Origin of the sequence: Vibrio sp. M250220 (genome assembly GCF_036533795.1) — a bacterium.
GTDB lineage: Bacteria > Pseudomonadota > Gammaproteobacteria > Enterobacterales > Vibrionaceae > Vibrio.
The window spans coordinates 23,873-50,471 of the sequence record NZ_JATABI010000029.1 but is presented as its reverse complement, the minus strand read 5'-3'; the positions used below and the strand labels follow the sequence as shown (position 1 = coordinate 50,471).

The following is a 26,599-nucleotide window of genomic DNA, read 5'->3' as shown; positions in this document are numbered from 1 at the left end:
TGTTCGAGACCGCCCTTCTTTAAAGTGTGCTAGAGCAAGTAAACGCATCTTCATTTGTATAGACTTCTGCTGACTAGCGAGTTTTTTAAAGTCGATGTTGTCGAGGCTATCCATGGCATTCTCGTGTAGAAATGACAGCCTTAATTAGATCATATTTTTACTTAGATTGGTATAAGTTGTTGGCCATTTCGTTAAATGCGAACACCAGCATAGAGGTTTCATAGATATTGCCTGGCTGTGGCATATGGCTATCCCAGTCACCTTTCGCAAGACGTTTGGCTGCTGCTGTTGATGTGATGGGTGTCATTATCTGGTTAAAGGCGAGCAAACCAACAACGATGCCGATAAAGCTCGCTATTAATCCAATAACCCAACTATTTCGCTGACTTTCTGGCAGTTTACCGAGCAGATGTGACTCGGAAATAGCAACACCGATATACCATTTCAAACCATGCTCATCGATGTAAGGGGTGAAATGGTTGAAATAGCGATCTCCACTGATATCGATTGTAAAACGTTGAGTCTGGTTCAGTTGGTATAACCCTTGTGATGCCGAATACTCGGCATTGGCTTTGATTATTGGATTTGTATTTTCTGTTGCGAATAGTCGCTCTCCTTTTGGAGTTAAAGATGTACCCCAAGAGACGACATTACCATTTGTTGAGTGAGCAATGAGACGCTTCTTGTCATCGACAATATAGATCAGTGCGTTGGTGTGCTTTTGCTGTTCTTTTAGGAAGGTATTAAACGTGTCGATTTTGACATCAGTTACTACCACCCCTTGGAATTGATCGCCATAAAATACGGGGGTTAGAGCGGATAAGGTGATCTCTTGCCTTTCATCTGCATTGGCATAGATGGATGACCACATGGGCAGACGCATTTTGGCTACGGGGGCATACCATGGTCGGACTCTTGGATCATAGTTATCGATCACCGAGCGAACATTTTCGTTAATGACTTTTCCACGATAAATGACCAACTTATATTGGGTACGATTATCCTGAACCATTAAGGTGTAGCTTTTATCGGGCTCTTTGCGGAAACCTACGTACTCAGCACTTTCTCCGCCGAAGCCGATAACATCGAGTTGAGGGAAGGTATTGTAGAGATCGCGAAAGGAGGTTAGCAAATACTGCTCAATATTAGATGTGTCTCCTGAACGATAAAGTTCATTGAACCCAATAGAGTGGCTGAGAGCAAGACTTGCCTGAAAGGGTTCATTGAGAAAACTATTAAGCTCAAGTCTGACGTTCTCAGTTAGAGCTGATAGTTGTTTACTGCTGATATCGACGACCATCTCTTCATAGCTGTTCTTCTGTACTGCTATGATCACTCCGATTGTAAAGATAAATATCAATACAAACGGCAGTACAACAGCTGTTCTGAGGGTGATCTTTGTAGTCACTTTCATCCGACCCCTTATGCACTGATCGTAATACAAGGCGAGTGACAGAGGGTAAAACGGTGATTACCATACAAATAATAGACTGCAATCTGTCCGTAGTAACCTTCATTATCTGAGTCGGTTGTTAAGCGACTTGATGTCAGTAAAGCTCTTTGAGCTTTCGGGTCAGGGTGTTTCGTCCCCAGCCTAAAACTTTCGCTGCGTCTTGTTTATGACCGTTAGTATGTTCTAACGCTGCTTCCAAAAGTATACGCTCAAATTCAGGAAGTGCGTAAGAAAGTAGCTCGGTATCTCCTTGAGCAAGAGAGTTTCTTGCCCAGCTTGCCAATTGTTGCTGCCATGAACCTGCTGAACTGACATTGTTGTGCCTTTTGTCCTCAAGCAATTCAGTGGGTAGATCTCCGGGTAGAATTTCTGAGCCACTCGCCATAACAGTTAACCAGCGACAGATGTTTTCTAACTGACGAACGTTACCTGGCCAATCCAACCGATTAAGCGTTTCTACCGTGCTGGGATGCAGTGTTTTGACATCAACACTGAGTTCTTCAGCCGCTAATGCTAGGAAGTGTAAAGTGAGTTTTTCTATATCCTGTTTGCGCTCTCTCAGTGCAGGGATATGAATTCGAATGACGTTGAGGCGATGAAACAAATCTTCGCGGAAATTGCCTTTTGAAACGAGTTTTTCAAGGTTCTGGTGTGTTGCTGCGACGATACGAACATCCACTTTGATGGGGGAGTGTCCACCAACGCGATAGAACTGACCATCCGCTAAGACTCGTAGTAGTCGTGTTTGAATATCGAGCGGCATGTCGCCGATCTCATCCAAAAATAAGGTTCCACCATTGGCTTGTTCAAAGCGTCCTTGGCGAACGCTGTTGGCTCCGGTAAAGGCGCCTTTTTCATGACCAAACAGCTCTGACTCAATCAAGTCTTTTGGTATCGCCGCCATATTAAGAGCAATAAAGGGTTTGCTGGCTCGAGGGCTATGGCGATGAAGCGCATGAGCGACCAGTTCTTTACCTGTACCTGATTCACCGTTGATGAGTACGGAGATCGAAGAACGAGACAGTCGACCAATTGCACGGAATACTTCCTGCATTGCTGGCGCTTCACCAATGATCTCTGGAGGCGTGTAACCTTCGCCAGCCAGTGATGCTTGCTCTTGTCTCTGCTCGTGGCTATGTGTGATAGCTCGCTCAACTAAAGTCAGAGTTTCATCAACATCGAAAGGCTTAGGGAGATATTCAAACGCCCCTTTTTGGTAGGCATTGACCGCTGCATCAAGATCTGAGTGGGCAGTCATGATAATGACAGGAAGTTCAGGTGAACATTCATGTACTTGTTTAAGTAGCTCAATCCCATCAATGCCTGGCATACGAATATCTGAAACGAGTACGTCAGGCGTTTCTCGTTCAAGTGCCATTAAAACGCTTTCAGCATCTGCAAAGGTTTCACACTTTATGTTGGCAGATGAGAGAGTCTTCTCCATCACCCAACGGATAGAGCTGTCATCATCAACAACCCAAACGTATCCTTTACTCATATTGATTTCCTTGCAGCAAGATTACTTTCCATTGTTTAAATGGGTAAATAAATCGTAAATGTGGTTCTTCCAGGCCAACTCTCAACGTCAATTTTGCCTTGGTGTTGGTCTATTAAATTTTGTGCTATCGACAGGCCTAACCCTGTCCCCCCTTCTCTTCCGCTGACCATAGGGTAGAAAAGAGTGTCTTGTAGGTCGGCAGGAATACCTGGACCGTTGTCCGTAATTTCGATTCGTGCCGCTAGCTTGCAGCGTTGACCGTGAATATTGGCCTGATGCACTGTTCTGGTGCGAATAATAATTTCGCCGTTTTGTTGCCCATTCAAAATTTGTCCAGCATTACTCACAATATTCAGCAGTGCCTGCTCAATCTGATCCGCATCCATAAGAATTTCCGGCAGGCTGGGGTCGTAGTCGCGTTCGATAGTGACACTCTGGTTGGCTTCAAGATCAACCAACTGACGGACTTTTTCAAGGATAAGGTGGAGGTTTTCTGGGCGCTTTTTCCCTGGTCTTTGTGGGCCCAGTAGTCGATCCACTAAGGCGCGTAAACGATCGGCCTGTTCGATAATGATTTGGGTATATTCAGCTAGGCTAGGATCTGGGAGAGTGCGTTCTAGTAGCTGAGCAGCACCACGTAAGCCACCGAGAGGGTTTTTAATCTCATGCGCAAGGCCTCTAACTAGTAGCTTTGCGGCTTGTTGCTGAGCATGTTGATTCAGCTCTTGGGACAAGCGACGTTGCTGGCCTATTTTCCTCATTTCAACCAGCAGCATTATTTTTTTATTCCAAGATATTGGGCTTACAGTCACTTCAAGCATCAATGGTTTGCCATCGACAACAAAGGTAACATCGCTGTCAGTAATGCTTTGTCCACTTTGTAGTGGTTGTGACAGCAGTGCAAGATCCAGTGAGGCATGCTGGATTAAATGTGATAGTGGATGATTGACTATTCGCTTAGCACTTTGAGAAAACAGTTGTTCAGCCGCTGGATTGGCGTACTTCACCTGAAGTGACTCATTCATAATTAGAATCGCGGTCACTTGGTGGTTTAAAATAATGTTATTGAGTTCGCTGTCCACTGCTCTCTCCCTCATCCTTGAACTTGAATAGTGCAGCGCACCAAATTGGTGCGAAAGAAAATTCAAGTATGGCGCATTCACTGTAAGAACTGAAGCTAAAACCTATTGCATACAGGTACTTTAGTGTCGATTTTGTTCAGTTATTCATCATGGCTACTGCTAATGCACGGTTTCTAGAGTTGTTAATGCAATAAGCTTGCCGTCTATAAGATGTTGAATTACAAAAGAGTTGAAGGTGTAAGTAATGTCTGATTCTCGACACCGGAAAATAAAAAGGCTCGCCTAAAAGGCGAGCCTTAATAATGTTCATTGCAACCGTGTGTTGCGCACTAATGTCGATTATACAGAGTAGTACAGTTCGAACTCTAGTGGGTGAACAGCAGTGTTCACACGTTCAACATCAGCAGTTTTTAGTGCAATGTAAGAGTCGATAAAGTCATCAGAGAATACACCACCCGCAGTCAAGAACTCACGGTCTTCGTCAAGACACTCAAGTGCTTGTTTTAGTGACTCTGCAACCTTTGGAATCTCTGCAGCTTCTTCAGCTGGTAGATCGTAAAGGTCTTTATCCATTGCTTCACCTGGGTGAATCTTGTTCTTAATACCATCAAGACCAGCCATCAGCATTGCCGCAAATGCTAGGTATGGGTTTGCTGCTGGATCTGGGAAGCGAACTTCGATACGACGCGCTTTAGGGCTTGGTACCACTGGGATACGGATAGAAGCGCTGCGGTTACGAGCAGAGTAAGCTAGCATAACGGGAGCTTCGTAGTGAGGAACCAAACGCTTGTACGAGTTAGTCGATGGGTTTGTTAGAGCATTTAGCGCGCGAGCGTGCTTGATGATACCACCGATGTAGTAGATAGCCATTTCAGATAGGCCGCCGTACTTGTCGCCAGCGAATAGGTTAACGCCGTCTTTCGCTAGAGATTGGTGAACGTGCATACCAGAACCGTTATCACCTACAAGTGGCTTAGGCATGAATGTCGCTGTTTTGCCGAATGCGTGTGCAACGTTGTGTACAACGTACTTGTAGATTTGGATTTCGTCCGCTTTCGTTGTTAGCGTGTTAAAGCGAGTAGCGATTTCGTTCTGACCAGCCGTTGCAACTTCATGGTGGTGAGCTTCTACAACTAGGCCCATCTCTTCCATGATTAGACACATTGCTGAACGGATGTCTTGTGAAGAGTCAACAGGAGCAACTGGGAAGTAACCACCTTTAACGCCTGGACGGTGACCTTTGTTACCACCTTCGATGTCTGAACCAGTATTCCAAGCTGCTTCAACATCGTCGATTTTGAAGAAAGAGCCAGACATATCTGTTGAGAATTTTACATCATCAAATAGGAAGAACTCAGGCTCTGGACCAACGAGTACAGTATCAGCGATACCAGTAGAACGCATGTAGTCTTCTGCGCGTTTCGCGATAGAGCGTGGGTCGCGGTCATAACCTTGCATCGTTGCAGGTTCAAGGATGTCACAACGGATGTTTAGCGTTGCATCTTCTGTGAACGGGTCAAGAACCGCTGATGATGCGTCAGGCATCATTACCATGTCTGATTCGTTGATGCCTTTCCAGCCAGCAACAGAAGAACCATCGAACATCTTACCTTCTTCGAAGAAGTCTGCGTCGATTTGGTGAGCAGGGATTGAAATATGTTGCTCTTTACCCTTTGTATCTGTAAAGCGTAGGTCAACAAACTTAACTTCGTTTTCTTGGATCAGCGATAGAACGTTTTCTACTGACATCTTGGATAACCTCCAGTGTTATTAAAGCGGTTTAGCTCGATTCGTTTGAAATCCAGCATTGATTAATTTCTTTTCAATCGTATTAATCGATGCCGATTTAATTAAAGCCAAAACCGTGCCAAAAAAATTATTCCATTAATTTCAATGGTTTGGCTTGTTGATGTTTAACTTGGTGCAATAATTTGCACCAAAATGATCTGTTGTTGCACTATTTTGGTGCTCTTTGGGTTTGTTGCACCAATAACAAACAAAATCGTGTTCCATTCAGCCCAGTTTTCCCTTCGATGTCAATCAGGATTTGGTGTTACGTTTGGTGATTTAGTGGTGGCTAGAAAAATATCTGTTGAAATGCAGCGAATCAGATCACATATTTCTGGGTTTTTCGCTAGAATCTGGTACATTATGGCCGTTTTTTTAATCAAGTAAGTGCGCTATCCAAAACTGAGTTTTTGCTAGCGGGCTTCTTCTATCGAGCGAATCAAATCCATGGCTACTCCACAGATTGATAAATTAAGAAATATCGCGATCATCGCGCACGTTGACCACGGTAAAACAACACTGGTTGATAAACTACTACAGCAATCAGGTACTTTAGAGTCTCGCGGTGAAGCTGAAGAGCGAGTCATGGACTCGAACGACATCGAAAAAGAGCGTGGTATTACCATTCTTGCTAAGAACACAGCGATTAACTGGAATGACTACCGTATCAACATCGTAGACACTCCGGGACACGCGGACTTCGGTGGTGAAGTAGAACGTATTATGTCGATGGTAGACTCAGTGCTACTTATCGTTGACGCAGTTGACGGCCCAATGCCTCAAACGCGTTTCGTAACACAAAAAGCATTTGCTCACGGTCTTAAGCCTATCGTTGTTATCAACAAGATTGACCGTCCTGGCGCTCGTCCTGATTGGGTTATGGACCAAGTGTTCGACCTATTCGACAACCTAGGTGCTACTGATGATCAGCTAGACTTTAAAGTGGTTTACGCATCAGCACTTAACGGTTGGGCAGCTCTAGAAGAGGGTGAAACTGGCGAGAACATGGAACCACTATTCCAAACTATCGTTGAAGAAGTAGCGGCACCAGAAGTTGACCTTGAAGGTCCACTACAGATGCAAGTTTCTCAGCTAGACTACAGCTCTTACGTTGGTGTTATCGGTGTTGCACGTGTAACACGTGGTAGCGTTAAACCTAACCAACAAGTAACGGTTATTGGTGCAGACGGTAAAACTCGTAACGGTAAAGTCGGTACAGTAATGGGCTACCTAGGCCTTGAGCGTCACGAAGTTGAGCAAGCTCATGCGGGCGATATCATCGCAATCACAGGTCTTGGCGAGCTGAAAATCTCTGACACTATCTGTGCTCAAAACCAAGTTGAAGCACTGCCGGCACTGTCTGTTGATGAACCAACAGTAACAATGACGTTCCAAGTAAACACGTCTCCGTTTGCAGGTAAAGAAGGTAAGTTCGTTACTTCACGTAACATTCTTGAGCGCCTAGAAAAAGAACTTGTCCACAACGTTGCACTGCGTGTTGAACAAACAGACGATCCAGACAAATTCCGCGTATCAGGTCGTGGTGAGCTTCACCTATCTATCCTGATCGAAAACATGCGTCGTGAAGGTTTCGAGCTAGCAGTATCTCGTCCAGAAGTTATCATTAAAGAAGAAAACGGTCAGCTAATGGAACCGTTTGAAACGGTAACTATCGACGTGATGGAAGAGCATCAGGGCGGTATCATGGAAAACATCGGCCTACGTAAAGGTGAGCTGAAAGACATGTCTCCTGATGGTAAAGGTCGTATCCGTATGGATTTCGTTATGCCATCTCGTGGTCTAATTGGTTTCCAAACAGAATTTATGACTCTAACTTCAGGTTCTGGTCTTCTTTACCATACGTTTGATCACTACGGCCCACACAAAGGCGGTAATATCGGTCAACGTATCAACGGTGTGTTGATTGCTAACGCAGCGGGTAAAGCGCTAACTAACGCACTATTTAACCTTCAAGAGCGTGGTCGCTTATTCATTGGTCACGGTGTAGAAGTATACGAAGGCATGGTTATCGGTATTCACAGCCGTGATAACGATCTGACGGTAAACGCACTTAAAGGTAAGCAGTTAACTAACGTTCGTGCATCTGGTACGGATGACGCACAGGTTCTTACTCCGCCAATCATCATGACACTAGAGCAAGCTCTAGAATTTATCGATGACGATGAGCTAGTAGAAGTCACTCCTGAAAGCATCCGTGTACGTAAGAAATTCCTAACGGAAAGCGATCGTAAGCGTGCTTCTCGTGCAGCTAAGTAATCTGTAACGGATTAAATTGAATAAGCCCTGAGCGATGCTCGGGGCTTTTTTTATCCGTTATTTTTGGCTTAGTTTCTGTAGGAACTTATCTGATTCAGCAATGGCTGCGTTCATTTGTTTAATTGCGTATTGAATATCTTGCTCTAAGCTTGTGAACTCACCTTGCAGTGCGCCAATGGCACTCGCGTTGAGGTTATGTTTTAAGTAGAGAGTGTTGTCACGCAGTGTATTAAGCACTGGCGTCATCTTATCTTCAGCACGTTTCATCGCCGACAGCATTGTGTTGTATGAGCGTTGAGTCTCTTTTAATTTTTGCTCACTGGCGCGACGGAGCTTGCTGCTAGTGTAGAGTTCGAGCTCGCTTTGCCACTCTGCAAATAAGGCATCAGAAACATCTTCAATGGCCGCAATTCGATCACTCACTTCTTGTGCCGCTTTCTCGCTATCTTGATACTTGTCATTGATTTGGTTGTACACCGTTTCCAGTTCACCACCATCAAAGTGAGTTAAAGCCGAGAGAGCTTCCAAAGCACTGGTAAATTCTTGTTGGGCATCTTGTTGTGATTCTTTTGCATCTTCGACACGATCCACCATGATGTCGCGTTTGTGGTAGCCTACTTGCTCCATTGCAGAGTAATAGGCTGATTGACATCCTGTTAAGGTAAAAATCGACAATACAATCGCCAGTAAGTACGGCATGATGGGTTCCTTTCCTTTAGAATTAGAACGTTAGGATGACTGAGTTAGTTGGGAGATACAAGTTGAAAATCGAGCCATTGATTAAGCAAGCGGTGTTGTTTGTACGTTATCTGCTGACCCGTATGGGACATGATAGAGTCAATGTGAATGCGGGATATCTTGCTTACATTACCTTGTTATCTATCGTACCAATGTTGACCGTATTGCTTTCTGTTCTTTCGTCTTTTGCGATATTTGAAAATGCCGGTGACGCGATGCAAGACTTTGTTATTACCCACTTTGTGCCTGCGGCTGGAGATGCAGTAAAGGGGGCGTTGCTGGAGTTTGTCGCCAACACTGGCAAGATGAGTGCAGTGGGTGGTGTTTTTCTTTTTGTTGCCGCGTTGATGTTGATTTCAAATATCGATAAGAACCTTAACTACATTTGGCGAGTTAAACAAAAGCGCCGCGCTGTATTTTCATTTTCGATGTATTGGATGGTTTTGACTCTTGGTCCAATTCTGGTTGGTGCCAGTATAGCCGCGACGTCTTACGTTACGTCTTTGAAAATTATCGAAAGTGAAGCCATCTCAGGGATTTATGATCTACTGCTGCGTTGGTTGCCGTTTCTGTTATCTTTCTTCGCGTTTGTTGGTTTGTACCTTTTGGTACCGAATAAAAAAGTTCGCATTTCCCATGCTATGGTGGGGGCAATTGTCGCGGCACTGCTGTTTGAAGCAAGTAAAAAAGGCTTCGCGGCCTATATCACTCAGTTTCCCTCGTACCAGCTGATCTATGGGGCGTTAGCGGCTATTCCTATTCTGTTTGTTTGGGTGTATCTGTGCTGGCTTATTGTACTCGTTGGTGCCGAAGTTACCGCTGCTCTGGGAGAAAGAGAGCAGTGGAGCGAGCCCAAAGAAGTGGTACACTCAACAAAAATTCAAGTTAAACCGTCAGAAGGAAAGTACAGTGATAGCCCTGATCCAAAGAGTGAGTGAAGCAGCCGTACGCGTAAATGGTGAAGTGGTTGGAGAGATAGACAAAGGTCTACTTGTGCTGCTAGGGGTAGAAAAAGACGATGATGAAGCAAAGGCGAAGCGACTAATGGAGCGTGTGACGACTTATCGTGTTTTTGGTGATGATGAAGACAAAATGAACCTCAACGTCCAACAAGTTGAAGGTAAAGTTTTGGTGGTCTCTCAGTTCACTCTTCCGGCTGACACAAAAAAGGGCACTCGAGCGGGATTTTCTAGAGGTGCTCATCCTACGGAAGCTGAGCGCTTATATGAGTACTTTGCTGATCGCTGCGCAGAGGTTCTTCCTACGGAACGCGGACGTTTTGCTGCTGATATGAAGGTGTCTTTGGTCAATGACGGCCCAGTCACCTTCTGGTTACAAGTATAATTATAAGAAATAGTGGGGAGACACTATCTGTCTCCATAAAAAAGGATTTTTATGTTTAAGCTGATCACGCCAAAAACAGAGAACCAACTCAATAAGTATTATCACTTTCGTTGGCAGATGCTAAGAGAGCCTTGGCGCATGCCGATTGGCTCAGAGCGTGATGAATACGATCCCATGAGCCATCACCGCATGATAGTTGATGGACGTGGCTTACCTATGGCGATTGGCCGTCTTTACATAACCCCAGATAGCGAAGGTCAGATTCGCTATATGGCGGTAAAAGGTAATCGACGCAGTAAGGGGATGGGTTCATTAGTCCTCGTTGCTCTAGAGTCGTTAGCACGCCAGGAAGGTGCCAAACGACTGGTTTGTAATGCCCGAGAAGATGCCATTTCGTTTTATGAGAAGAATGGATTTGAACGACGTGGTGAGTTGACCGATGAGCGTGGACCTGTTCGTCACCAACAAATGGTGAAGCAACTCGATCCGATGGCTAATGTATTGCGTAAGCCAGAATGGTGTACAGAGTTGCAAGAGCGCTGGGAGAATCAGATTCCTATTAGTGACAAAATGGGTATCAAAATCAACCAATACACAGGCTATCAGTTTGAGTGTAGTGCGCAGCTAAATCCGAACTTAAACCCTCACAATACGATGTTTGCTGGCTCGGCTTTTACTCTCGCCACCTTAACGGGCTGGGGTCTAACCTGGTTGCTAATGAAAGAGCGTAACCTCACTGGGGATATTGTATTGGCTGACAGCCAAATTCGTTATCGTCATCCAGTCACGCAGAACCCCGTTGCATCTACGTCCCTTGATGGCATTAGTGGTGACTTAGACCGACTGGCTTCTGGTCGCAAAGCACGTATTGTGATTCACGTGACCATCTACAGTGGAGACAAAGCTGCGGTGGACTTTGTGGGTACCTACATGCTGCTACCGAACTACAAAGCTGTGCTGGGCCCTGCTTCCAAATCAAAATCATGACTATCGATGGCCTTCGGCAGCGGAGGCTCCTTGTCGCTACAGGTTTGTTTAATCACATTCGCTTTACCTAGAACATCAGACCAAAGCTCTTGGCATTTCTGTTCAGCTTTCAGTAACAAAGTAGCAAATTCAGGTTTGGTGAGATCGACTTCACCCGCTATTTGAGCGTTGTCATTTCCTCCCGCAATCACCATGCGTCCTCTGTCAGCGCGAAGCGTGATCTCGCTGAGCTCTAATGTTTGTTGGTAGTTTTTTTCACCATCAAGGCTGACCGCATCTAGCTGAGTTTGATGTAGTTGAGTGAGAATATGCCCCGATAGGCTATGAGATAGCATCGAGTAGTCACCAGATAACCCTTTAAGTTCGATTTCTGCTTCTGCCAATCCTGATAGCGAGAACGGCATTCGTTGTTGCAGAAGATAGTGGTCTAATGGAAGTCCATCGGCATGTACCGAGAGTGACCAAGGAGCGCTAACAGAGCCTCTGTCCCAAATCCCTGACGCTTCGATATAGCCTTGCTCTAAAGGAATAAACGCACGCTCAAGGGTGACTAGATTGTTTTCTGCGTGCGCTTTCACGTGTGCCTGAGTGGCGATCAGTTTGTCGATGCTTGCCGCGTTAGCGCTGATGTCTAAGTCTCCTGACAGCAGTCCTGCTTTGTTTTCGTCGATTAATGTTAGTTGCGAACCGGTCACGTTTAGCCCAGAAACTTGCCAGTATGGGCGTTGTTCTACCTGAATAAATTGGCTGTTCTCAACCTTCAGGGTTTCGATGGTTAACTTACTGAGGTTGACCACCATTTCGGTAAAGGCTGGGATGGCCAGTTCGGTTTGCTCCAGCCACTTTATACCTACGATCTTGAGTTGCTTCAAAGATACTTGTTTAGGGCTGATCGTCCCCTGTAACTGAACTCTGCCTTGTTGAAAATCTGCGTCAAACTCTTCAATCGTGACTTGTTGTGGTGCAAATGCCAATCTCGTTCTAGGGGAGAAGAGTTGTACTTGTTGATTACTGATACTTTCGGCATCAAAAGAGACATATCCACTTTGATGCTGCCACAGTGAATCATTGAGTGAGAGGTTTTCTAGCGACGCGTCAAGTTGTTCGAAGCGCCAGTGACCATAGTTAAATGAACTACTGAGTATATCGAGGCTATTAATGTGATTGATCGGCAAGCTAAGGTTATTTAAGGTCGTTACCAGTTGCTCAACTTGCTCGCTTTCTGGCAAAGAGAGCTTGTCGATGGTGACATTAACTAACGACCAACCTTGGGAATACTGCTCTGCTTGCCCAGAAAAAACAGCGCCCCGCCAGTTAAATGAGCCACCAAAAATCGTACTATCTTCTTCCTGATAACGCATATCGATCAGCAAGTTATTCAGCGCCTCGCCTTGCATATAGAGCTGTTCAGCCGAAAGTTGAATATCACCGTAAGGTAAGGATTGGCTGTTGGTAACCCAACGAGGCTGTTCGATTTGCAGATTGACGCCGCGAGCTGACCATCTTGGTGCACTAATGTCGACATGTTTCAACGCGAGCTGGTGGACGTATACACCACCAATGAGTTCTGCATACATTGCCTCAAGATTAATTGTGGCACCTTCTATTAGGATCGAGTCGAAGGAAAGTTTGTTCTGTTGCCACGGTATTTGGCTAAGCCAAAGCGTCACTGCTGGCAGCATGATGGCACGTTGAGAAGATTGAATTTCAACATCACTGAGTTTGAGTTGAAAGGGGGCCTTATATTGCACGCCAGAAGTGGTTATTGAGTAGGGAGTAAGCTTGCTGATTAGTAAGTTGACCGCTTTAGGAGCATATTGTGATTGCATCACGATATAAAGCGTCAAAATAGACAGAGTGGCAATACTGACAAGCAGGATACTCAGCAGCAACAGTGCTTTTTTCACGATGAATCACTTCCCTTAATGATTAGTGATACTAGCTTGGAACAAATTTTGGTTTCAGGCAACAAAAAGCCCCTCAAATGAGGGGCTTAGATAGACAAATAGTAAATAGGTCACTAATCGAGCTGAGGACCAGCGGCGACAAGAGCCTTACCTTCATCATTATCAGTGTACTTATCAAAGTTATTGATAAAGCGAGTAGCCAGATCTTTTGCTTTGCTTTCCCATTGCAGTGGATCTGTGTAGGTATCGCGAGGATCTAGGATGCCAGGGTCAACATCGTGAAGCGCTGTTGGTACTTCAAGGTTGAAGATTGGGATGTGCTTCGTCTCAGCGTGTTCAATTGAACCGTCTAGAATCGCGTCAATGATGCCACGAGTATCCTGAATCGAAATACGTTTGCCAGTACCGTTCCAACCAGTGTTCACTAGGTAAGCTTCAGCGCCTGCCGCTTCCATACGTTTCACTAGAACTTCTGCATATTTGGTTGGGTGTAGCGTTAGGAATGCTGCACCGAAACAAGCAGAGAATGTTGGTGTAGGTTCAGTGATGCCACGCTCTGTACCTGCTAACTTAGCGGTAAAGCCTGATAGGAAGTGGTACTTAGTCTGCTCTGGAGTCAGTTTTGATACCGGAGGAAGAACACCAAACGCATCCGCAGATAGGAAGATAACTTTGTTTGCGTGGCCGCCTTTTGAAACTGGCTTAACGATGTTTTCGATATGTTCAATTGGGTAAGAAACGCGAGTGTTTTCAGTTTTTGAACCGTCATCAAAGTCGATTGATCCATCCGAGCGCACTGTTACGTTTTCTAGAAGAGCGTCACGACGGATTGCATTGTAGATATCTGGTTCTGCTTCTTTAGATAGCTTGATGGTTTTTGCGTAACAACCGCCTTCAAAGTTGAAGACACCATCGTCATCCCATCCGTGTTCGTCATCACCGATCAGTGCACGCTTCGGATCGGTGGATAGGGTTGTTTTACCTGTACCAGATAGACCAAAGAAGATCGCAACATCATCGTCTTTGCCCATGTTGGCACTACAGTGCATCGATGCAATGTCTTGTAGCGGAAGGAAGTAGTTCATCATCGCAAACATGCCTTTCTTCATTTCGCCGCCGTACCAAGTACCGCCGATAAGCTGCATGCGCTCTGTAAGGTTGAATACTGTGAAGTTTTCAGAATTGAGGCCGTGTTCTTGCCACTTCTGGTTGGTACATTTTGCACCGTTCATGACAACGAAGTCTGGCTCAAAAGTCGCGAGCTCTTCTTCGCTTGGACGAATGAACATGTTTTTCACAAAGTGCGCTTGCCACGCCACTTCTGTAATAACGCGAATACTTAAACGTGTGTCTGGGTTAGCACCACAGTAACCATCGATAACGAATACTCGTTTACCAGAAAGCTGGTTAGTCACAAGCTCTTTTAAATCATTCCAAACAGCCTGGTCGATTGGTTTGTTATCATTTTTTACTGAATCTGAAGTCCACCACATATGTTCTTCAGTTGTCGCATCTTTGACGATGTATTTATCTTTTGGTGAGCGGCCGGTAAAAATACCAGTATCAACAGCGACAGCACCTAATTCGGTGACTACGCCTTTTTCATAGCCTTCCAGATCAGCGCGAGTTTCTTCTTCGAACAACACTTCATAACTAGGGTTACGAATAACCTCCTTTACGTTTTGAAGCCCGTGTTTGGTAAGATCAATTGTTGCAGCCTTTGTATGTTCCATAACGGTCATAGGTGCTCCTTATCGGAATATTTGTAGGGATTTTGTAATAATTTTTTAATTTTTGTCTGCTCACCATGCTAGCAATGGGCCTCAGATAAAACAGGGATATAGCTCAAAAAATATCCGCAATTTTATTGGGGTTTTAAGCGACACATCACATATTGGTAGAGCTAGTTTATCGTGTGCGCAAAGCTTTGCGCTAGAGCAAAGTCATTATTAATTGTCTAAAATTAACAGGTTAATTTATTACGGCGAAGGCTAGGTGTAGCGAGGTTTTGATCACAAAAAGGCCAGCGAGTGCTGGCCTTTTGAAGGGTAAATTACAGACTTGATAAGTCGTAAGAATTAATGCAGCGTTTTGTTACCAGAATTTGCTTGATTAAATAGCTCTGATACTTCTGCTTCGTCGAACGAATAGTTCGTGCCGCAGTAATCACAATGTAAAGAAATTGAACCAATCTCTGCCAAAATGTCATTTATTTCCGTACGCTCAACAGTAAGAATTGCTGCGCCGCTACGTTCACGAGAACAACCACAGAAGAACTCAACCGGCTGAGGTTCGAACACGCGAACTTTCTCTTGGTTGTAGAGACGGTATAGAAGCTCATTTGCTTCTAAGCTAAATAGCTCTTCATCTTTAACTGTGTTGGTTAGTTGCTCTAGGTGCTCGAAATCATCCGGCGTACCAGTACCATCTGGCATAACTTGGATTAGCATACCTGCCGCATGCGCCTTGCCTTCATATTCACCAGTACGTAGCCATAGGCGAGTTTTTAGCTGCTCAGAGTTGGCAAAGTACGTTTCTAGAATCTCAGATAAGTTTTCGCCTTCAAGACCAACAATACCTTGGTAGCGCTCACCTTTCTTAGGATCGATAGTGATCACTAAGTGACCTTTACCCATCAGGTCATGAATCGTTGCATCGTCAGCGATGTCGCCTTCAAAACGTGCAACACCACGAATCTTCTGATCGTGATCGCCATTGATGACGGCAAGCGATACAGGACCGTCACCCTGAAGTTGCATTGTAATTGAGCCTTCAAACTTCAGAGTTGCTGTCAAAAGTGTTGTTGAAACCAATAGCTCGCCTAGCAACTTCTGAATGGGTGCTGGGTATTCCTTGCTAGAAATAATACGTTGGTAAGCTTCATCCAATTGTACCAACTCGCCACGAACAGAAAGGTCTTCAAATAAGTAGCGGTTTAAAACATTGCTTGCCATGTGGCGTTTCCTCGTAAATCTGGTTGAGCTTATTGGTGCTTAAATTTAATGATGTCGCGGCGCTGTTTTTTATCTGGACGACGCTCTGGGCTTGGATTGTGAGCATGAAGTCTGCGACGTGTCGCGTTTTCTTCGCGCTTACTAATACTCTCAGCGGTCTCGGAATAGAGCAGTTGAGCTTCGGGAGCTCCACGGCGTTGATCTGAGATTTGCTCAATAACCACTGTTTTCTCTTCTTGGCCCTGCCTTAAAGTGATGATCGCCCCGAGTTCAACAGCTTTGCTAGGTTTACTGCGTTGCCCATTATAATGGACTTTGCCACCATCGACCATATTTCGAGCGATGGAGCGAGTTTTATAAAAGCGCGCAGCCCATAGCCATTTGTCGAGCCTTACCGCTTCGGTTTGGGAACCCATGGTGATTTTTACCCTCTAAGGTGAATATTATTGATGCCCTGTTACATGCACTAACAATGGTGACGAGTGTAGGTTTTTTCAAGCAAGATCATAAAAATTGGCATAGTCTGTAGTGACAATATAAGAGTTTGTTATGTTTGGATGTTGCTTGTTTTGATACAATTCAACGCCATTTATTTGATAAATTACGGTAAACTCACCTAACCTAGAAAAGAAGGATCTTGAGTGAAGCACAACAGCATGAATACGCTAATGAAGTTAGGTGAGGCATTTAAGCAACAGCAAGTACAGCAAAGAGTAAGCTTTGCGGTTATGTTCATATTGCTAACAGTCACAGCATGGATAGCAGGACAAATGATTTGGCAACCATGGAGCATACCGAGCGTATCCAAATGGCAGCCTTCTAACTTGGCGAGACAAGAAACGACCAGTTCGCCACAAATAGACCTATCTCACCTGCAAAATAGCCATCTATTTGGCCAATATCAGAGCAATGCGCCAGTTGTTCAGCAACCCAAGGTTCAAGCTGCACCTAAGAGTCGTCTTAATTTAGTGTTGGTTGGTGTTGTAACCAGTTCTGTTCCAGAGAAGAGCTTGGCGGTTATCGCTAATAAAGGTACTCAAGCAACCTACGGTTTGAATGAAATGATTGAAGGGACGCGAGCAAAACTGATTCAGGTGCAGCAAGACCGTGTGATTATTGATAATTCAGGTCGAAACGAAACCGTCATGCTTGAGGGATTGAAGTTCACTAAGCCAGCCCCTCAGGTAATAGAAAGCAGTAGCAAACAAATAGTATCGAATGCATCTCAAGATACCTTGGATCAGATACGCGAAGAGATTCGTAACGACGCAAAAATACTCTTTGAATATGTGCGAATGTCGCAAGTAAAGCGAGATGAAGAGGTGGTCGGGTATCGATTGTCCCCAGGTAAAGATAAAGCTCTATTTGAATCTGTTGGATTACAAGCAGGTGATATTGCTACGGCGATCAACGGACTTGATTTAAAAGACTCAGCGTCAATGGGTGAAGTTTGGCAAAACTTGTCGCAGATGAATGAAGTGACTTTGACTGTTGAACGCGATGGCCAGTTATTTGAGATATACATTGAATTATAAGATGGACGTCGCGACGTCCTCTCGAGGAGTGAAGAGTGAACCATTGGCTTAAAAAAAGCGCATGGCTTTTAGCGGGAAGCTTACTAGTATCACCAACAATGTCGGTAGCTGATGATTTTAGTGCCAGCTTTAAAGGCACAGACATCAGTGAGTTTATCAATATAGTTGGACGTAACTTAGAGAAGACGATCATCGTCGATCCTTCTGTGCGCGGTAAGATTGATGTACGTAGTTACGATATGTTGACCGAAGAGCAATATTACAGCTTTTTTCTCAATGTACTCGAAGTCTACGGTTTTGCTGTTGTTGAAATGGACAATGGCATTCTGAAAGTGATTAAAGCAAAAGATGCGAAAACGTCAGCCGTCCCTGTTGTAGGAGATGGCCATATCAATGGTGATGAGGTTGTTACTCGTGTTGTTGCTGTGCGAAACGTGTCGGTGCGTGAGCTTTCGCCGTTGTTGCGTCAATTGAACGACAATTCGGGTGCGGGTAACGTTGTTCACTACGATCCAGCGAACATTATCTTAATTACTGGACGCGCAGCGGTTGTGAATCGCTTGGCAGACATCATTAAGCGTGTAGACCAAGCGGGTGACAAAGAGATCGAGGTGGTAGAGCTATCGAACGCGTCTGCGGCAGAAATGGTGCGAATCGTTGAAGCTTTGAATAAAACGACGGAAGCCAAAAATACTCCAGCATTTTTGCAGCCAAGTTTCGTCGCTGATGACCGCACCAACTCGATTTTGATTTCCGGTGATCCCCAGGTTCGTCAACGCCTGAGAAAGCTTATCCAACAGCTAGATGTTGAAATGGCGTCCAAAGGTAACAACCGCGTCGTTTATCTTAAGTATGCCAAAGCGGAAGATTTAGTCGATGTCCTAAAAGGTGTGTCTGATAACTTACAAGCGGAGAAGTCGACGGGTACTAAAGGGAGCGGTACTCAGCGTGGTGAGGTGATGATCGCCGCTCACCCAGAGACGAATGCTCTGGTCCTTACTGCTCCGCCAGATATTATGATTGCTATCCAAGATGTCATTGCCCAGCTTGATATCCGTCGCGCACAAGTACTGATTGAAGCATTGATCGTAGAAATGGCCGAAGGAGATGGGGTCAATCTAGGAGTACAATGGGGTTCCCTAGAGAGCGGTGCGGTAATTCAATACGGAAATACGGGTGTACCGATTGGACAAGTGATGGTCGGACTCGAAGAGGTTAAAGATTCTACGACAACTGAGAGTTACTGGAACTCGGCGACGAACAAGTGGGAGTCTCGCCAGTCGACTGAAAAAGGTAACTACAGCACATTAGCTTCTGCCCTGTTAGGCGTTAACGGCGCTGCGTTGAGTGTTGTTATGGGCGATTGGACCGCTCTAATTAGCGCGGTTTCAACGGACTCAAACTCTAATATTCTTTCTTCACCAAGTATTACCGTTATGGACAATGGTGAGGCGTCTTTCATCGTTGGTGAAGAAGTACCTGTTATTACGGGTTCGACAGCGGGCTCTAACAATGATAATCCGTTCCAAACGGTCGATCGTAAAGAAGTGGGCATCAAACTGAAAGTGGTGCCTCAGATTAATGAAGGTAATTCAGTCCAGCTCAATATTGAACAAGAAGTGTCGAACGTGCTTGGGGCTAATGGTGCTGTCGACGTACGTTTTGCTAAGCGTCAGCTAAACACTTCTGTGATGGTTGAAGACGGTTCAATGATCGTATTAGGTGGCCTGATCGATGAGCGAGCGCTAGAAAGTGAATCCAAAGTGCCGCTATTGGGTGATATTCCGTATTTGGGGCATCTGTTTAAGTCAACCAGCACACAGGTTGAGAAGAAGAACCTCATGGTGTTTATCAAGCCAACCATTATTCGTGATGGTGTGACTGCGGATGGCATTACTCAACGTAAATACAATTTCATTCGTGCAGAACAGCTTTACAAGGCTGATCAAGGCCTAAAACTAATGAGCAATGACAATATCCCTGTGCTCCCTAAATATGGTGAAGAAATCCGACACCCAGCTGAAATACAAGCGTTTTTAGACCAAATGGATAAACAGTAATGGACGTACAAGTCACGTCATACTCAAAGCGTCTACCATTTAGTTTTGCCAATCGGTTCAAGCTAGTGCTTGAACCGACTGAAGCGGGAATGGTGCTCTATTACGTTGAACCTATTTCAGTCCAAGCTTTGTTAGAAGTGAAGCGTTTTTGTGCCCAGACTTTTTCATTGCAGTCGATCAGTATCGAGGCGTTTGAAAGCAAACTAACGGAAGCCTATCAACGAGATTCTTCTGAAGCTCGTCAGCTAATGGAAGATATTGGCGCTGATAGTGATGATTTTTTCTCCTTGGCTGAAGATTTGCCACAAGATGAAGACTTGCTTGAATCTGAAGATGATGCGCCGATTATCAAGTTGATTAATGCCATGCTAGGTGAAGCGATCAAGGAAGGTGCTTCAGATATCCACATCGAGACATTTGAAAAGAGTCTTTCTATCCGTTTTCGTGTTGACGGTGTGCTCCGCGAGGTACTTTCACCTAGTCGTAAACTAGCGCCATTGCTAGTCTCACGCGTAAAAGTGATGGCTAGACTTGATATCGCTGAGAAGCGAGTACCACAAGACGGCCGCATTTCTCTGAGAATCGGCGGTCGAGCGGTTGATGTGCGTGTTTCAACGATGCCTTCTTCGCATGGTGAGCGAGTGGTTATGCGTCTACTAGACAAAAATGCCACACGGTTAGACTTGCATAGCTTAGGGATGACCCCATCAAATCATGATGCATTTCGCGGCATGATTCAGCGACCACACGGTATTTTATTGGTTACCGGTCCGACTGGTTCGGGTAAATCAACAACCTTGTATGCAGGGTTGACGGAGATTAACAGCAACGAGCGAAACATTCTTACCGTCGAAGATCCGATTGAGTTTGATATTGATGGTATCGGTCAGACTCAAGTCAATCCAAAGGTTGATATGACGTTTGCCCGAGGCTTGCGCGCGATTCTTCGTCAGGACCCTGACGTGGTGATGGTGGGTGAAATTCGTGACCTTGAGACCGCGCAGATTGCAGTTCAAGCGTCTTTGACTGGTCACTTAGTGATGTCGACGCTCCATACCAATACGGCAATTGGTGCCATTACTCGTTTGAGAGACATGGGCATTGAGCCATTTTTAATCTCCTCTTCACTTCTTGGGGTTCTTGCACAACGTTTGGTTAGAACGTTATGCCCTAGCTGTAAGGAACCATATCAACCCGATGCCGAAACAAAAAAATTGTTTGCTATCGAGCCTGAAGCAGAGCTGACCTTATATCGAGCTTGTGGCTGCGAAGCGTGTAACTTTAAAGGTTATCGTGGGCGTACTGGCATTTATGAGCTTTTGGTAGTGGATGAAAATGTCCAGACACTCATTCACAGTGAAGCGGGTGAGCAAGAGATAGAGAAGCATATCCGTCAGCATACTCCAAGTATTCGGAGTGATGGTTTGAGTAAAGTCCGTCAAGGCATTACGTCACTTGAGGAAGTAGTGCGAGTGACTAAGGAAAGCTAATGGCGGCATTTGAATATAAGGCTCTCGACGCTAAAGGCAAAACCAAAAAAGGCGTTATTGAAGGCGACAATGGTCGGCAGGTTCGAGCTCGGCTTAAAGAACAGGGCTTGATTCCAGTCGAAGTGAGTGAAACTCGCCAGCAGGCGAAAAAGAAGAGCGAACAGCCGTCTTTATTTCAGTTTAAGCGAGGTTTAAGTACACCTGATCTCGCTCTAGTGACCCGTCAACTGGCCACACTTGTTCAGTCCGGTATGCCATTAGAAGAGTGTTTAAGAGCCGTTTCCGAACAGTCAGAAAAACCTCGTATTCGCACCATGTTGTTGGCAGTGCGTTCCAAAGTGACAGAAGGTTATACCTTAGCGGACAGTTTGGCGGATTATCCTTATGTATTTGATGATCTGTTTCGCTCAATGGTTTCTGCTGGAGAAAAGTCAGGTCATTTGGATTCGGTTTTAGAACGATTGGCAGATTATGCGGAAAATCGTCAGAAGATGCGCTCCAAATTACAGCAGGCATTGATATACCCTGTGGTGCTGGTGGTGTTTGCGATCGGTATCGTCGCTTTCCTACTCGCGGCAGTCGTACCGAAAATCGTTGGTCAATTTGTACAGATGGGTCAGGAGTTGCCTCAATCTACCCAGTTTTTGCTCGCTTCAAGTGAGTTTATTCAGAGCTGGGGTTTACAACTTCTTGTGGCCGTTATTGTGATGACTTATCTGTTTAAATATGCTTTGAGCAAGCCGAATGTACGTCTCAAATGGGACCGAAAAATTATCGCGATGCCACTGGTTGGGAAAATTGCTCGTGGACTTAATACTTCTCGGTTTGCTCGTACATTATCGATATGTACATCGAGCGCAATCCCTATCTTAGAAGGTATGCGGGTCGCGGTGGATGTTATGTCGAACCATTACGTCAAACAGCAGGTCTTAATTGCTACGGATAATGTTCGTGAAGGTTCAAGTTTGCGTCGAGCTTTGGAGCAGACCAAACTTTTCCCTCCAATGATGCTCCACATGATAGCCAGTGGTGAACAAAGTGGTGAATTAGAGGCGATGCTGACACGTGCTGCGGATAACCAAGATGCAAATTTTGAATCAACGGTGAATATTGCGTTAGGGATCTTTACTCCAACACTGATCGCTCTTATGGCTGGGTTGGTTCTATTTATCGTTATGGCGACGTTAATGCCAATTTTAGAAATGAATAATTTAATGAGTTCATAATAGCTTTGAGCGTATCTAAGCTGCTTGTCGTGGAGAAAAAAATGAATAAGAAAATGAATGTTCAGAAAGGCTTTACTCTATTAGAGGTCATGGTCGTTGTCGTCATTCTAGGGATTTTAGCGAGCTTTGTTGTTCCTAACTTATTGGGTAACAAAGAGAAAGCGGATCAGCAAAAAGCAATCACTGACATTGTTGCGTTAGAGAATGCGCTTGATATGTACAAGTTGGATAACAGTGTTTACCCATCAACGGATCAAGGTCTTGAAGCGCTGGTAACTAAGCCATCAAATCCTGAACCACGCAATTATCGTGATGGTGGCTATATCAAACGTTTACCATCAGACCCATGGGGCAACGACTATCAATATTTAAGCCCAGGCGACCACGGCAGTATTGATATCTTTACCTTAGGTGCAGATGGTCAAGAGGGCGGTGAAGGCGCTAACTCGGATATTGGTAACTGGAATATTCAAGATTTTCAGTAAGACATCCAAGTTAGGTTAACTATGCGCCGTCACGCAGGCTTTACTCTGCTAGAGATATTGTTGGTATTGGTGCTGATATCTTTGGCATCCGTAGCCGTTATTTCAACACTGACTGTCAGTGCCGAAGATGTTGCAAAGAAGCAAGCCCAAGCGCTGTTTTATCGCATTCAACTGCTCAATGAAGAGGCGATGCTAAGTGGGCGTGATTTCGGCTTAAACATCAATGAGGAAAAGTCGACCTATCAATTTATGCATTTAACCTCCAAGGGGTGGCAGAAACTGGATGAACAACATATTCCAGAGAAAACCGAGTTGGACTCGGGATTGGCATTGATGCTGCAACTAGGGGGGGATGTCTGGAGCGATAAAGAGCGACTTTTTGAGCCAGGTAGCTTGTTCGACGAGGAGATGTTTGCTGAACAAGATGACGAGAAAAAACGCCCACCTCCTCAAGTCTTCATTATGTCGAGTGGAGAAATAACACCTGTATCAGTTGCTATTTATCCGCAGCAAAAAGATGCTGAACGTGATGCATGGCGCATAGTGGTTAAAGAGAGTGGACAGATATTGTTGCTGGCTCCAGGAGAACGTGATGAAGGCGAGTAAACGTGGTTTTACCTTGCTGGAAGTATTGGTGGCATTAGCGATTTTTGCGACCGCAGCGATAGCGACGATTCGTTCTGTTAGCCAGCATATTAATACGCTCAATTTCTTGGAAGAGAAAACTTTTGCGAGCATGGTCGCAGACAATCAGATGGCGAAAGTGATGCTATCAGGACGAAAACCAAGCAAGCAAAAAGGAACTGAAATGTTAGCTGAACGCGAATGGTTTTGGTCGGTAGAGCCTGTTTCTACAGCGGGTGATCTTCTGCAAGCATTTGACGTGAAAGTGGCAGCAAGTGCGAAAGGAACACCCGTTGTGACGGTAAGAAGCTATGTACCGAAGTAGTCAGTCTTCCTCACAAGGTTTCACCTTAATTGAAGTTCTTGTCGCTATCGCGATTTTTGCCAGTTTGAGTATTGGAGCTTATCAGGTGCTCAATCAAGTTCAGCGCAGTAATGAACTGTCACTTGAACGTAGTGAACGGCTAAAAACGCTACAGAGAACGTTAGTCTTTATGGATAACGATTTTCGCCAAATGGCGCTGCGTCAATCACGCACCAATGGTGAGGAACCATCTCCAGAGCTGATTCATTGGCAGGATTACCTACTTGATTCTGATGCTAAAGGCGTAATGTTTGTACGCTCTGGCTGGCATAACCCCCAACAGCAATTCCCGCGAGGGGAGGTGAGCAAAGTGGGGTATCGATTAAAAGAAGGCGAGTTACAGCGGGTGTGGTGGCGATATGTTGACACTCCAGTTGGCCAAGAAGGGATAGTGATGCCCTTGATTGATAAGGTCGACTCCTTTGATTTACGTTTTTACGATGGCAACCAGTGGTTAGAACGCTGGGAAACGAATTATACCTTGCCGAAAGCTGTGCTAGTGAAGTTGGTATTTGAGGATTACGGAGCAATAGAACGTATCTATCTAACTGCTGGTGGTGCTTTAGAGGTCGACGAGGAGCAAAACGCGGATGGGTCGTAAGCAGCGTGGTGTGGCTCTGATTATTATTTTGCTGCTCTTGGCGGTGATGGTCAGTATCGCTGCGAGTATGGCAGACCGTTTGTTTGGTCAGTTTAGGCGCGCGAGCAATCAGCTCAACTACCAACAAGCTTATTGGTATAGCGTGGGCGCGGAAGCGTTGGCTGAAGCAGGGTTGAAACAGAGCTTTAGAGACTCAGATACCATCAATCTTTCTCAGCCATGGGCACTGGAGGAACAAACCTATCCATTGGATTACGGAACTCTGAAAGGGCGCTTAGTTGATAAACAGGCCTGCTTTAACCTCAATGCTTTAGCTGCCGTCACTGACCAGCCTAGTTCCAGCCGTTCGCCGTATTTAGTGGAAGTCTTTCAGCGTTTGCTCGAGGAACTAGAGGTGGAAAGCTATCAGGCAGAGATGATTTCTCAATCGTTGTGGGAATATTTGGATAGTAATGATGTCAGCAATTCCCCTGCAGGTGTCGAAGACAGTTACTATGAATCTATCTCTCCGGCTTACCTTACTGCCAATAGTATGTTGTCAGATAGCTCTGAGCTGAGAGCGGTGAATCAGGCTTCTGGTGAGGTGGTGCACAAGGTATTGCCTTATGTGTGTGCAATACCTACGTCTGACTTTCGCCTCAATGTGAATACACTGCAGCCTGCTCAAGCAGAGTTGCTGTCTGCACTGTTCTATCCACATTTGGCGGCCAGTGAGGCAAAAAAGCTCCTTGATAACCGCCCTTTTGATGGCTGGACGACGGTTGATGAAATGCTTAGTGAAGGGGCCTTTTCCGGTATTGATGAAAAGGTGCTGCAACAGGCTAAGGGTTACCTTGCCGTCACAAGTGCTTATTTTGAAATGGATGTGGAGATCGTCGTTGATGACTCCCGAGTAAGAGTTAGAAGCTTGCTCTTTAGTAATAATCAAGAAACTGCGACGGTTATTCGCCGTCGCTTCGGAGGTATCGGTGAACGAGTTTCTGATCGTTCGACTGAGCAATAATCCGACCTTAGCTGTTCAATGGTTAGTATGGTCGGTGATACAGCAGGAAGTGATTGCGAGTGGCGAGCTTGCGAACCAAGATGCTATTGCGGACATCGCACCGTATGGGGAAAACCGACGTACGATCGTTTTGCTCTCTGCTTCGAGCTTAGTGCTAAACGATATCGCGATCCCCTCGGGTGCCAGTCGTCAGCTTGAAGCGATGCTGCCGTACGTAATGGAAGATGAGCTGGCACAAGATGTTGATCAGCTCCACTTTACCATTTTTCATAAAGGTAACGGACGTGCTCAGGTGTGTGCGGTTGATAGCGAATGGTTAACACATATTCTGCAACGTTTGACAGCGATTGGTTGTCAGATTCAAAAAGTGCTGCCAGATGTATTAGCTTTGCCCGAGTCAAAGGGGATTTCCGCTGTTGAACTTGATGGACAATGGCTACTGAAGAAATCGACGTATTCAGGGATATCAATTGACAGCGAGTGGTTGGCTCTAGTGGCGCAGTCTGACTGGGTGAAACGTGAGGATGAGTGTTTGCCGTTAACGGCCTATTCCGCTTTGCCTGAATTGGAATTGGATGAAGAGCAAGATTGGCAAGAGACTCAGCCTCAGTTGGTGATGCAGTTACTTGCTGAACAAGCCGTTGCCAGCAAACTGACTTTGCTCACTGGGCGATTTAAGCCTAAGTCTTCATTTGGTCGTTACTGGAAAACATGGCAGAAGGTAGCCGTAGCTGCAGTATTGCTGCTCTCTGTCATCGTGGTCGACAATGTACAGAAGATACAGCGTTATGAAGCGCAAGCCACAGCGTATCGAGCGGAAAGTGAGCGTATTTTCCGCCAGTTGGTGCCAGGCAAAAATAAAATACCGACAGTCAGTTACTTAAAGCGTGAATTGGAACAGCAAGCACGATTGATGTCAGGGTCTGGCCGCGATAATTCCATATTAAGCATCCTTGCCACCTTACCGCCAATATTGAGCCAAGTGCCCTCTTTGGATCTGGTGAGCTTTAAGTACGACAGCAATAGAAATGAGGTAAGAGTGCAAGCTCAAAGTAAAGACTTTCAAACCTTTGAGAAAGCTGCAGAGTTGTTAGCCACTCGATTCGAGGTTGAGCAAGGGCAACTTAACCGCTCTGGGAGCCTAGTCAATGGCTCATTTATTTTGAAACCATTGTGAGGTGTA

23 protein-coding genes are annotated in these 26,599 nt (G+C 45.3%); 14 read left to right on the top strand and 9 right to left on the bottom strand.

All coding sequences use genetic code 11. The features are described 5' to 3' along the window. Window positions 1-157 precede the first annotated feature (157 nt). The 4 genes from QTN94_RS11505 to glnA all read right to left on the bottom strand — a co-directional run bounded on the left by QTN94_RS11505 (window position 158) and on the right by glnA (window position 5,782). On the bottom strand, window positions 158-1,414 hold the full coding sequence (locus tag QTN94_RS11505) for a HAMP domain-containing protein (RefSeq protein ID WP_443088791.1): 1,257 nt from the start codon (window positions 1,412-1,414) through the stop codon (window positions 158-160). A gap of 133 nt (window positions 1,415-1,547) precedes the next feature. Beyond that, window positions 1,548-2,951 carry a nitrogen regulation protein NR(I) gene (gene glnG / locus QTN94_RS11500; protein ID WP_331427712.1) on the bottom strand — a complete coding sequence of 468 codons (1,404 nt, stop codon included), beginning with the start codon at window positions 2,949-2,951 and terminating at the stop codon, window positions 1,548-1,550. A 35-nt stretch (window positions 2,952-2,986) separates the two neighbouring features. Next, window positions 2,987-4,048, bottom strand: coding sequence for a nitrogen regulation protein NR(II) (gene glnL, locus QTN94_RS11495; protein ID WP_427019917.1), 1,062 nt, complete (start codon window positions 4,046-4,048; stop codon window positions 2,987-2,989). 324 nt (window positions 4,049-4,372) lie between these two features. Continuing rightward, window positions 4,373-5,782 carry a glutamate--ammonia ligase gene (glnA, locus tag QTN94_RS11490; RefSeq protein WP_331416653.1) on the bottom strand — a complete coding sequence of 470 codons (1,410 nt, stop codon included), beginning with the start codon at window positions 5,780-5,782 and terminating at the stop codon, window positions 4,373-4,375. A 486-nt stretch (window positions 5,783-6,268) separates the two neighbouring features. Between glnA and typA the strand changes: the two genes are divergently transcribed. Then, complete coding sequence (gene typA, locus QTN94_RS11485) at window positions 6,269-8,098, top strand: translational GTPase TypA (RefSeq protein ID WP_269376950.1); 1,830 nt, start codon at window positions 6,269-6,271, stop codon at window positions 8,096-8,098. Between the two features lie 57 nt (window positions 8,099-8,155). Here the strand turns inward: typA and QTN94_RS11480 are convergent, their stop codons facing one another. After that, window positions 8,156-8,797 carry a DUF2959 domain-containing protein gene (locus QTN94_RS11480; protein WP_331427710.1) on the bottom strand — a complete coding sequence of 214 codons (642 nt, stop codon included), beginning with the start codon at window positions 8,795-8,797 and terminating at the stop codon, window positions 8,156-8,158. A gap of 62 nt (window positions 8,798-8,859) precedes the next feature. Here QTN94_RS11480 and QTN94_RS11475 point away from each other — a divergent pair, with 62 nt between their 5' ends. The 3 genes from QTN94_RS11475 to QTN94_RS11465 are packed head-to-tail and all read left to right on the top strand — an operon-like array spanning window position 8,860 to window position 11,167. Further along, a complete protein-coding gene (locus QTN94_RS11475) occupies window positions 8,860-9,774 on the top strand; it encodes a virulence factor BrkB family protein (protein ID WP_331427713.1) in 915 nt (304 codons plus the stop codon). Beyond that, complete coding sequence (gene dtd / locus QTN94_RS11470; RefSeq protein ID WP_138972899.1) at window positions 9,746-10,180, top strand: D-aminoacyl-tRNA deacylase; 435 nt, start codon at window positions 9,746-9,748, stop codon at window positions 10,178-10,180. Before QTN94_RS11475 ends, dtd begins: the two co-directional genes overlap by 29 nt. Before the next feature lie 51 nt (window positions 10,181-10,231). After that, window positions 10,232-11,167 carry a bifunctional GNAT family N-acetyltransferase/hotdog fold thioesterase gene (locus QTN94_RS11465; RefSeq protein WP_331416657.1) on the top strand — a complete coding sequence of 312 codons (936 nt, stop codon included), beginning with the start codon at window positions 10,232-10,234 and terminating at the stop codon, window positions 11,165-11,167. Here QTN94_RS11465 and QTN94_RS11460 read toward each other — a convergent pair. The 4 genes from QTN94_RS11460 to hslR form a co-directional block, all read right to left on the bottom strand. Continuing rightward, window positions 11,125-13,074 (bottom strand): AsmA family protein, encoded by a 1,950-nt coding sequence (locus tag QTN94_RS11460; RefSeq protein WP_331427709.1) that lies wholly within the window; start codon window positions 13,072-13,074, stop codon window positions 11,125-11,127. The genes QTN94_RS11465 and QTN94_RS11460 overlap by 43 nt on opposite strands. A 113-nt stretch (window positions 13,075-13,187) precedes the next feature. Further along, window positions 13,188-14,816, bottom strand: coding sequence for a phosphoenolpyruvate carboxykinase (ATP) (gene pckA / locus QTN94_RS11455; protein WP_331427708.1), 1,629 nt, complete (start codon window positions 14,814-14,816; stop codon window positions 13,188-13,190). Between the two features lie 336 nt (window positions 14,817-15,152). After that, window positions 15,153-16,028, bottom strand: a complete 876-nt coding sequence (gene hslO / locus QTN94_RS11450; protein WP_331416660.1) for an Hsp33 family molecular chaperone HslO — start codon at window positions 16,026-16,028, stop codon at window positions 15,153-15,155. A gap of 29 nt (window positions 16,029-16,057) precedes the next feature. Next, window positions 16,058-16,444 (bottom strand): ribosome-associated heat shock protein Hsp15, encoded by a 387-nt coding sequence (gene hslR, locus QTN94_RS11445; RefSeq protein ID WP_138972904.1) that lies wholly within the window; start codon window positions 16,442-16,444, stop codon window positions 16,058-16,060. A 225-nt stretch (window positions 16,445-16,669) separates the two neighbouring features. Here hslR and gspC point away from each other — a divergent pair, with 225 nt between their 5' ends. Genes gspC through gspL form a run of 10 tightly spaced genes read left to right on the top strand, consistent with a single transcriptional unit; the run spans window position 16,670 to window position 26,593 of the window. After that, a complete protein-coding gene (gene gspC / locus QTN94_RS11440) occupies window positions 16,670-17,563 on the top strand; it encodes a type II secretion system protein GspC (RefSeq protein WP_331427707.1) in 894 nt (297 codons plus the stop codon). 35 nt (window positions 17,564-17,598) lie between these two features. Next, complete coding sequence (gene gspD, locus QTN94_RS11435; RefSeq protein WP_331427706.1) at window positions 17,599-19,623, top strand: type II secretion system secretin GspD; 2,025 nt, start codon at window positions 17,599-17,601, stop codon at window positions 19,621-19,623. Then, the gene (gene gspE, locus QTN94_RS11430; RefSeq protein WP_331416664.1) at window positions 19,623-21,113 is read left to right on the top strand and encodes a type II secretion system ATPase GspE; all 1,491 of its coding nucleotides are present in this window, start codon (window positions 19,623-19,625) and stop codon (window positions 21,111-21,113) included. Before gspD ends, gspE begins: the two co-directional genes overlap by 1 nt. Continuing rightward, on the top strand, window positions 21,113-22,339 hold the full coding sequence (gspF, locus tag QTN94_RS11425) for a type II secretion system inner membrane protein GspF (RefSeq protein ID WP_331427705.1): 1,227 nt from the start codon (window positions 21,113-21,115) through the stop codon (window positions 22,337-22,339). Before gspE ends, gspF begins: the two co-directional genes overlap by 1 nt. 41 nt (window positions 22,340-22,380) lie before the next feature. Next, window positions 22,381-22,824 (top strand): type II secretion system major pseudopilin GspG, encoded by a 444-nt coding sequence (gspG, locus tag QTN94_RS11420; protein WP_138972908.1) that lies wholly within the window; start codon window positions 22,381-22,383, stop codon window positions 22,822-22,824. 21 nt (window positions 22,825-22,845) lie between these two features. Further along, complete coding sequence (gene gspH, locus QTN94_RS11415; RefSeq protein ID WP_331427704.1) at window positions 22,846-23,430, top strand: type II secretion system minor pseudopilin GspH; 585 nt, start codon at window positions 22,846-22,848, stop codon at window positions 23,428-23,430. After that, a complete protein-coding gene (gspI, locus tag QTN94_RS11410) occupies window positions 23,417-23,773 on the top strand; it encodes a type II secretion system minor pseudopilin GspI (protein WP_138972910.1) in 357 nt (118 codons plus the stop codon). The genes gspH and gspI overlap by 14 nt, the downstream gene beginning before the upstream one ends. Further along, window positions 23,760-24,413 carry a type II secretion system minor pseudopilin GspJ gene (gspJ, locus tag QTN94_RS11405; RefSeq protein ID WP_331416667.1) on the top strand — a complete coding sequence of 218 codons (654 nt, stop codon included), beginning with the start codon at window positions 23,760-23,762 and terminating at the stop codon, window positions 24,411-24,413. The genes gspI and gspJ overlap by 14 nt, the downstream gene beginning before the upstream one ends. Then, on the top strand, window positions 24,403-25,416 hold the full coding sequence (gspK, locus tag QTN94_RS11400) for a type II secretion system minor pseudopilin GspK (RefSeq protein ID WP_331427703.1): 1,014 nt from the start codon (window positions 24,403-24,405) through the stop codon (window positions 25,414-25,416). The genes gspJ and gspK overlap by 11 nt, the downstream gene beginning before the upstream one ends. Further along, window positions 25,382-26,593, top strand: a complete 1,212-nt coding sequence (gene gspL, locus QTN94_RS11395; protein ID WP_331427702.1) for a type II secretion system protein GspL — start codon at window positions 25,382-25,384, stop codon at window positions 26,591-26,593. The genes gspK and gspL overlap by 35 nt, the downstream gene beginning before the upstream one ends. Window positions 26,594-26,599: the final 6 nt, after the last annotated feature.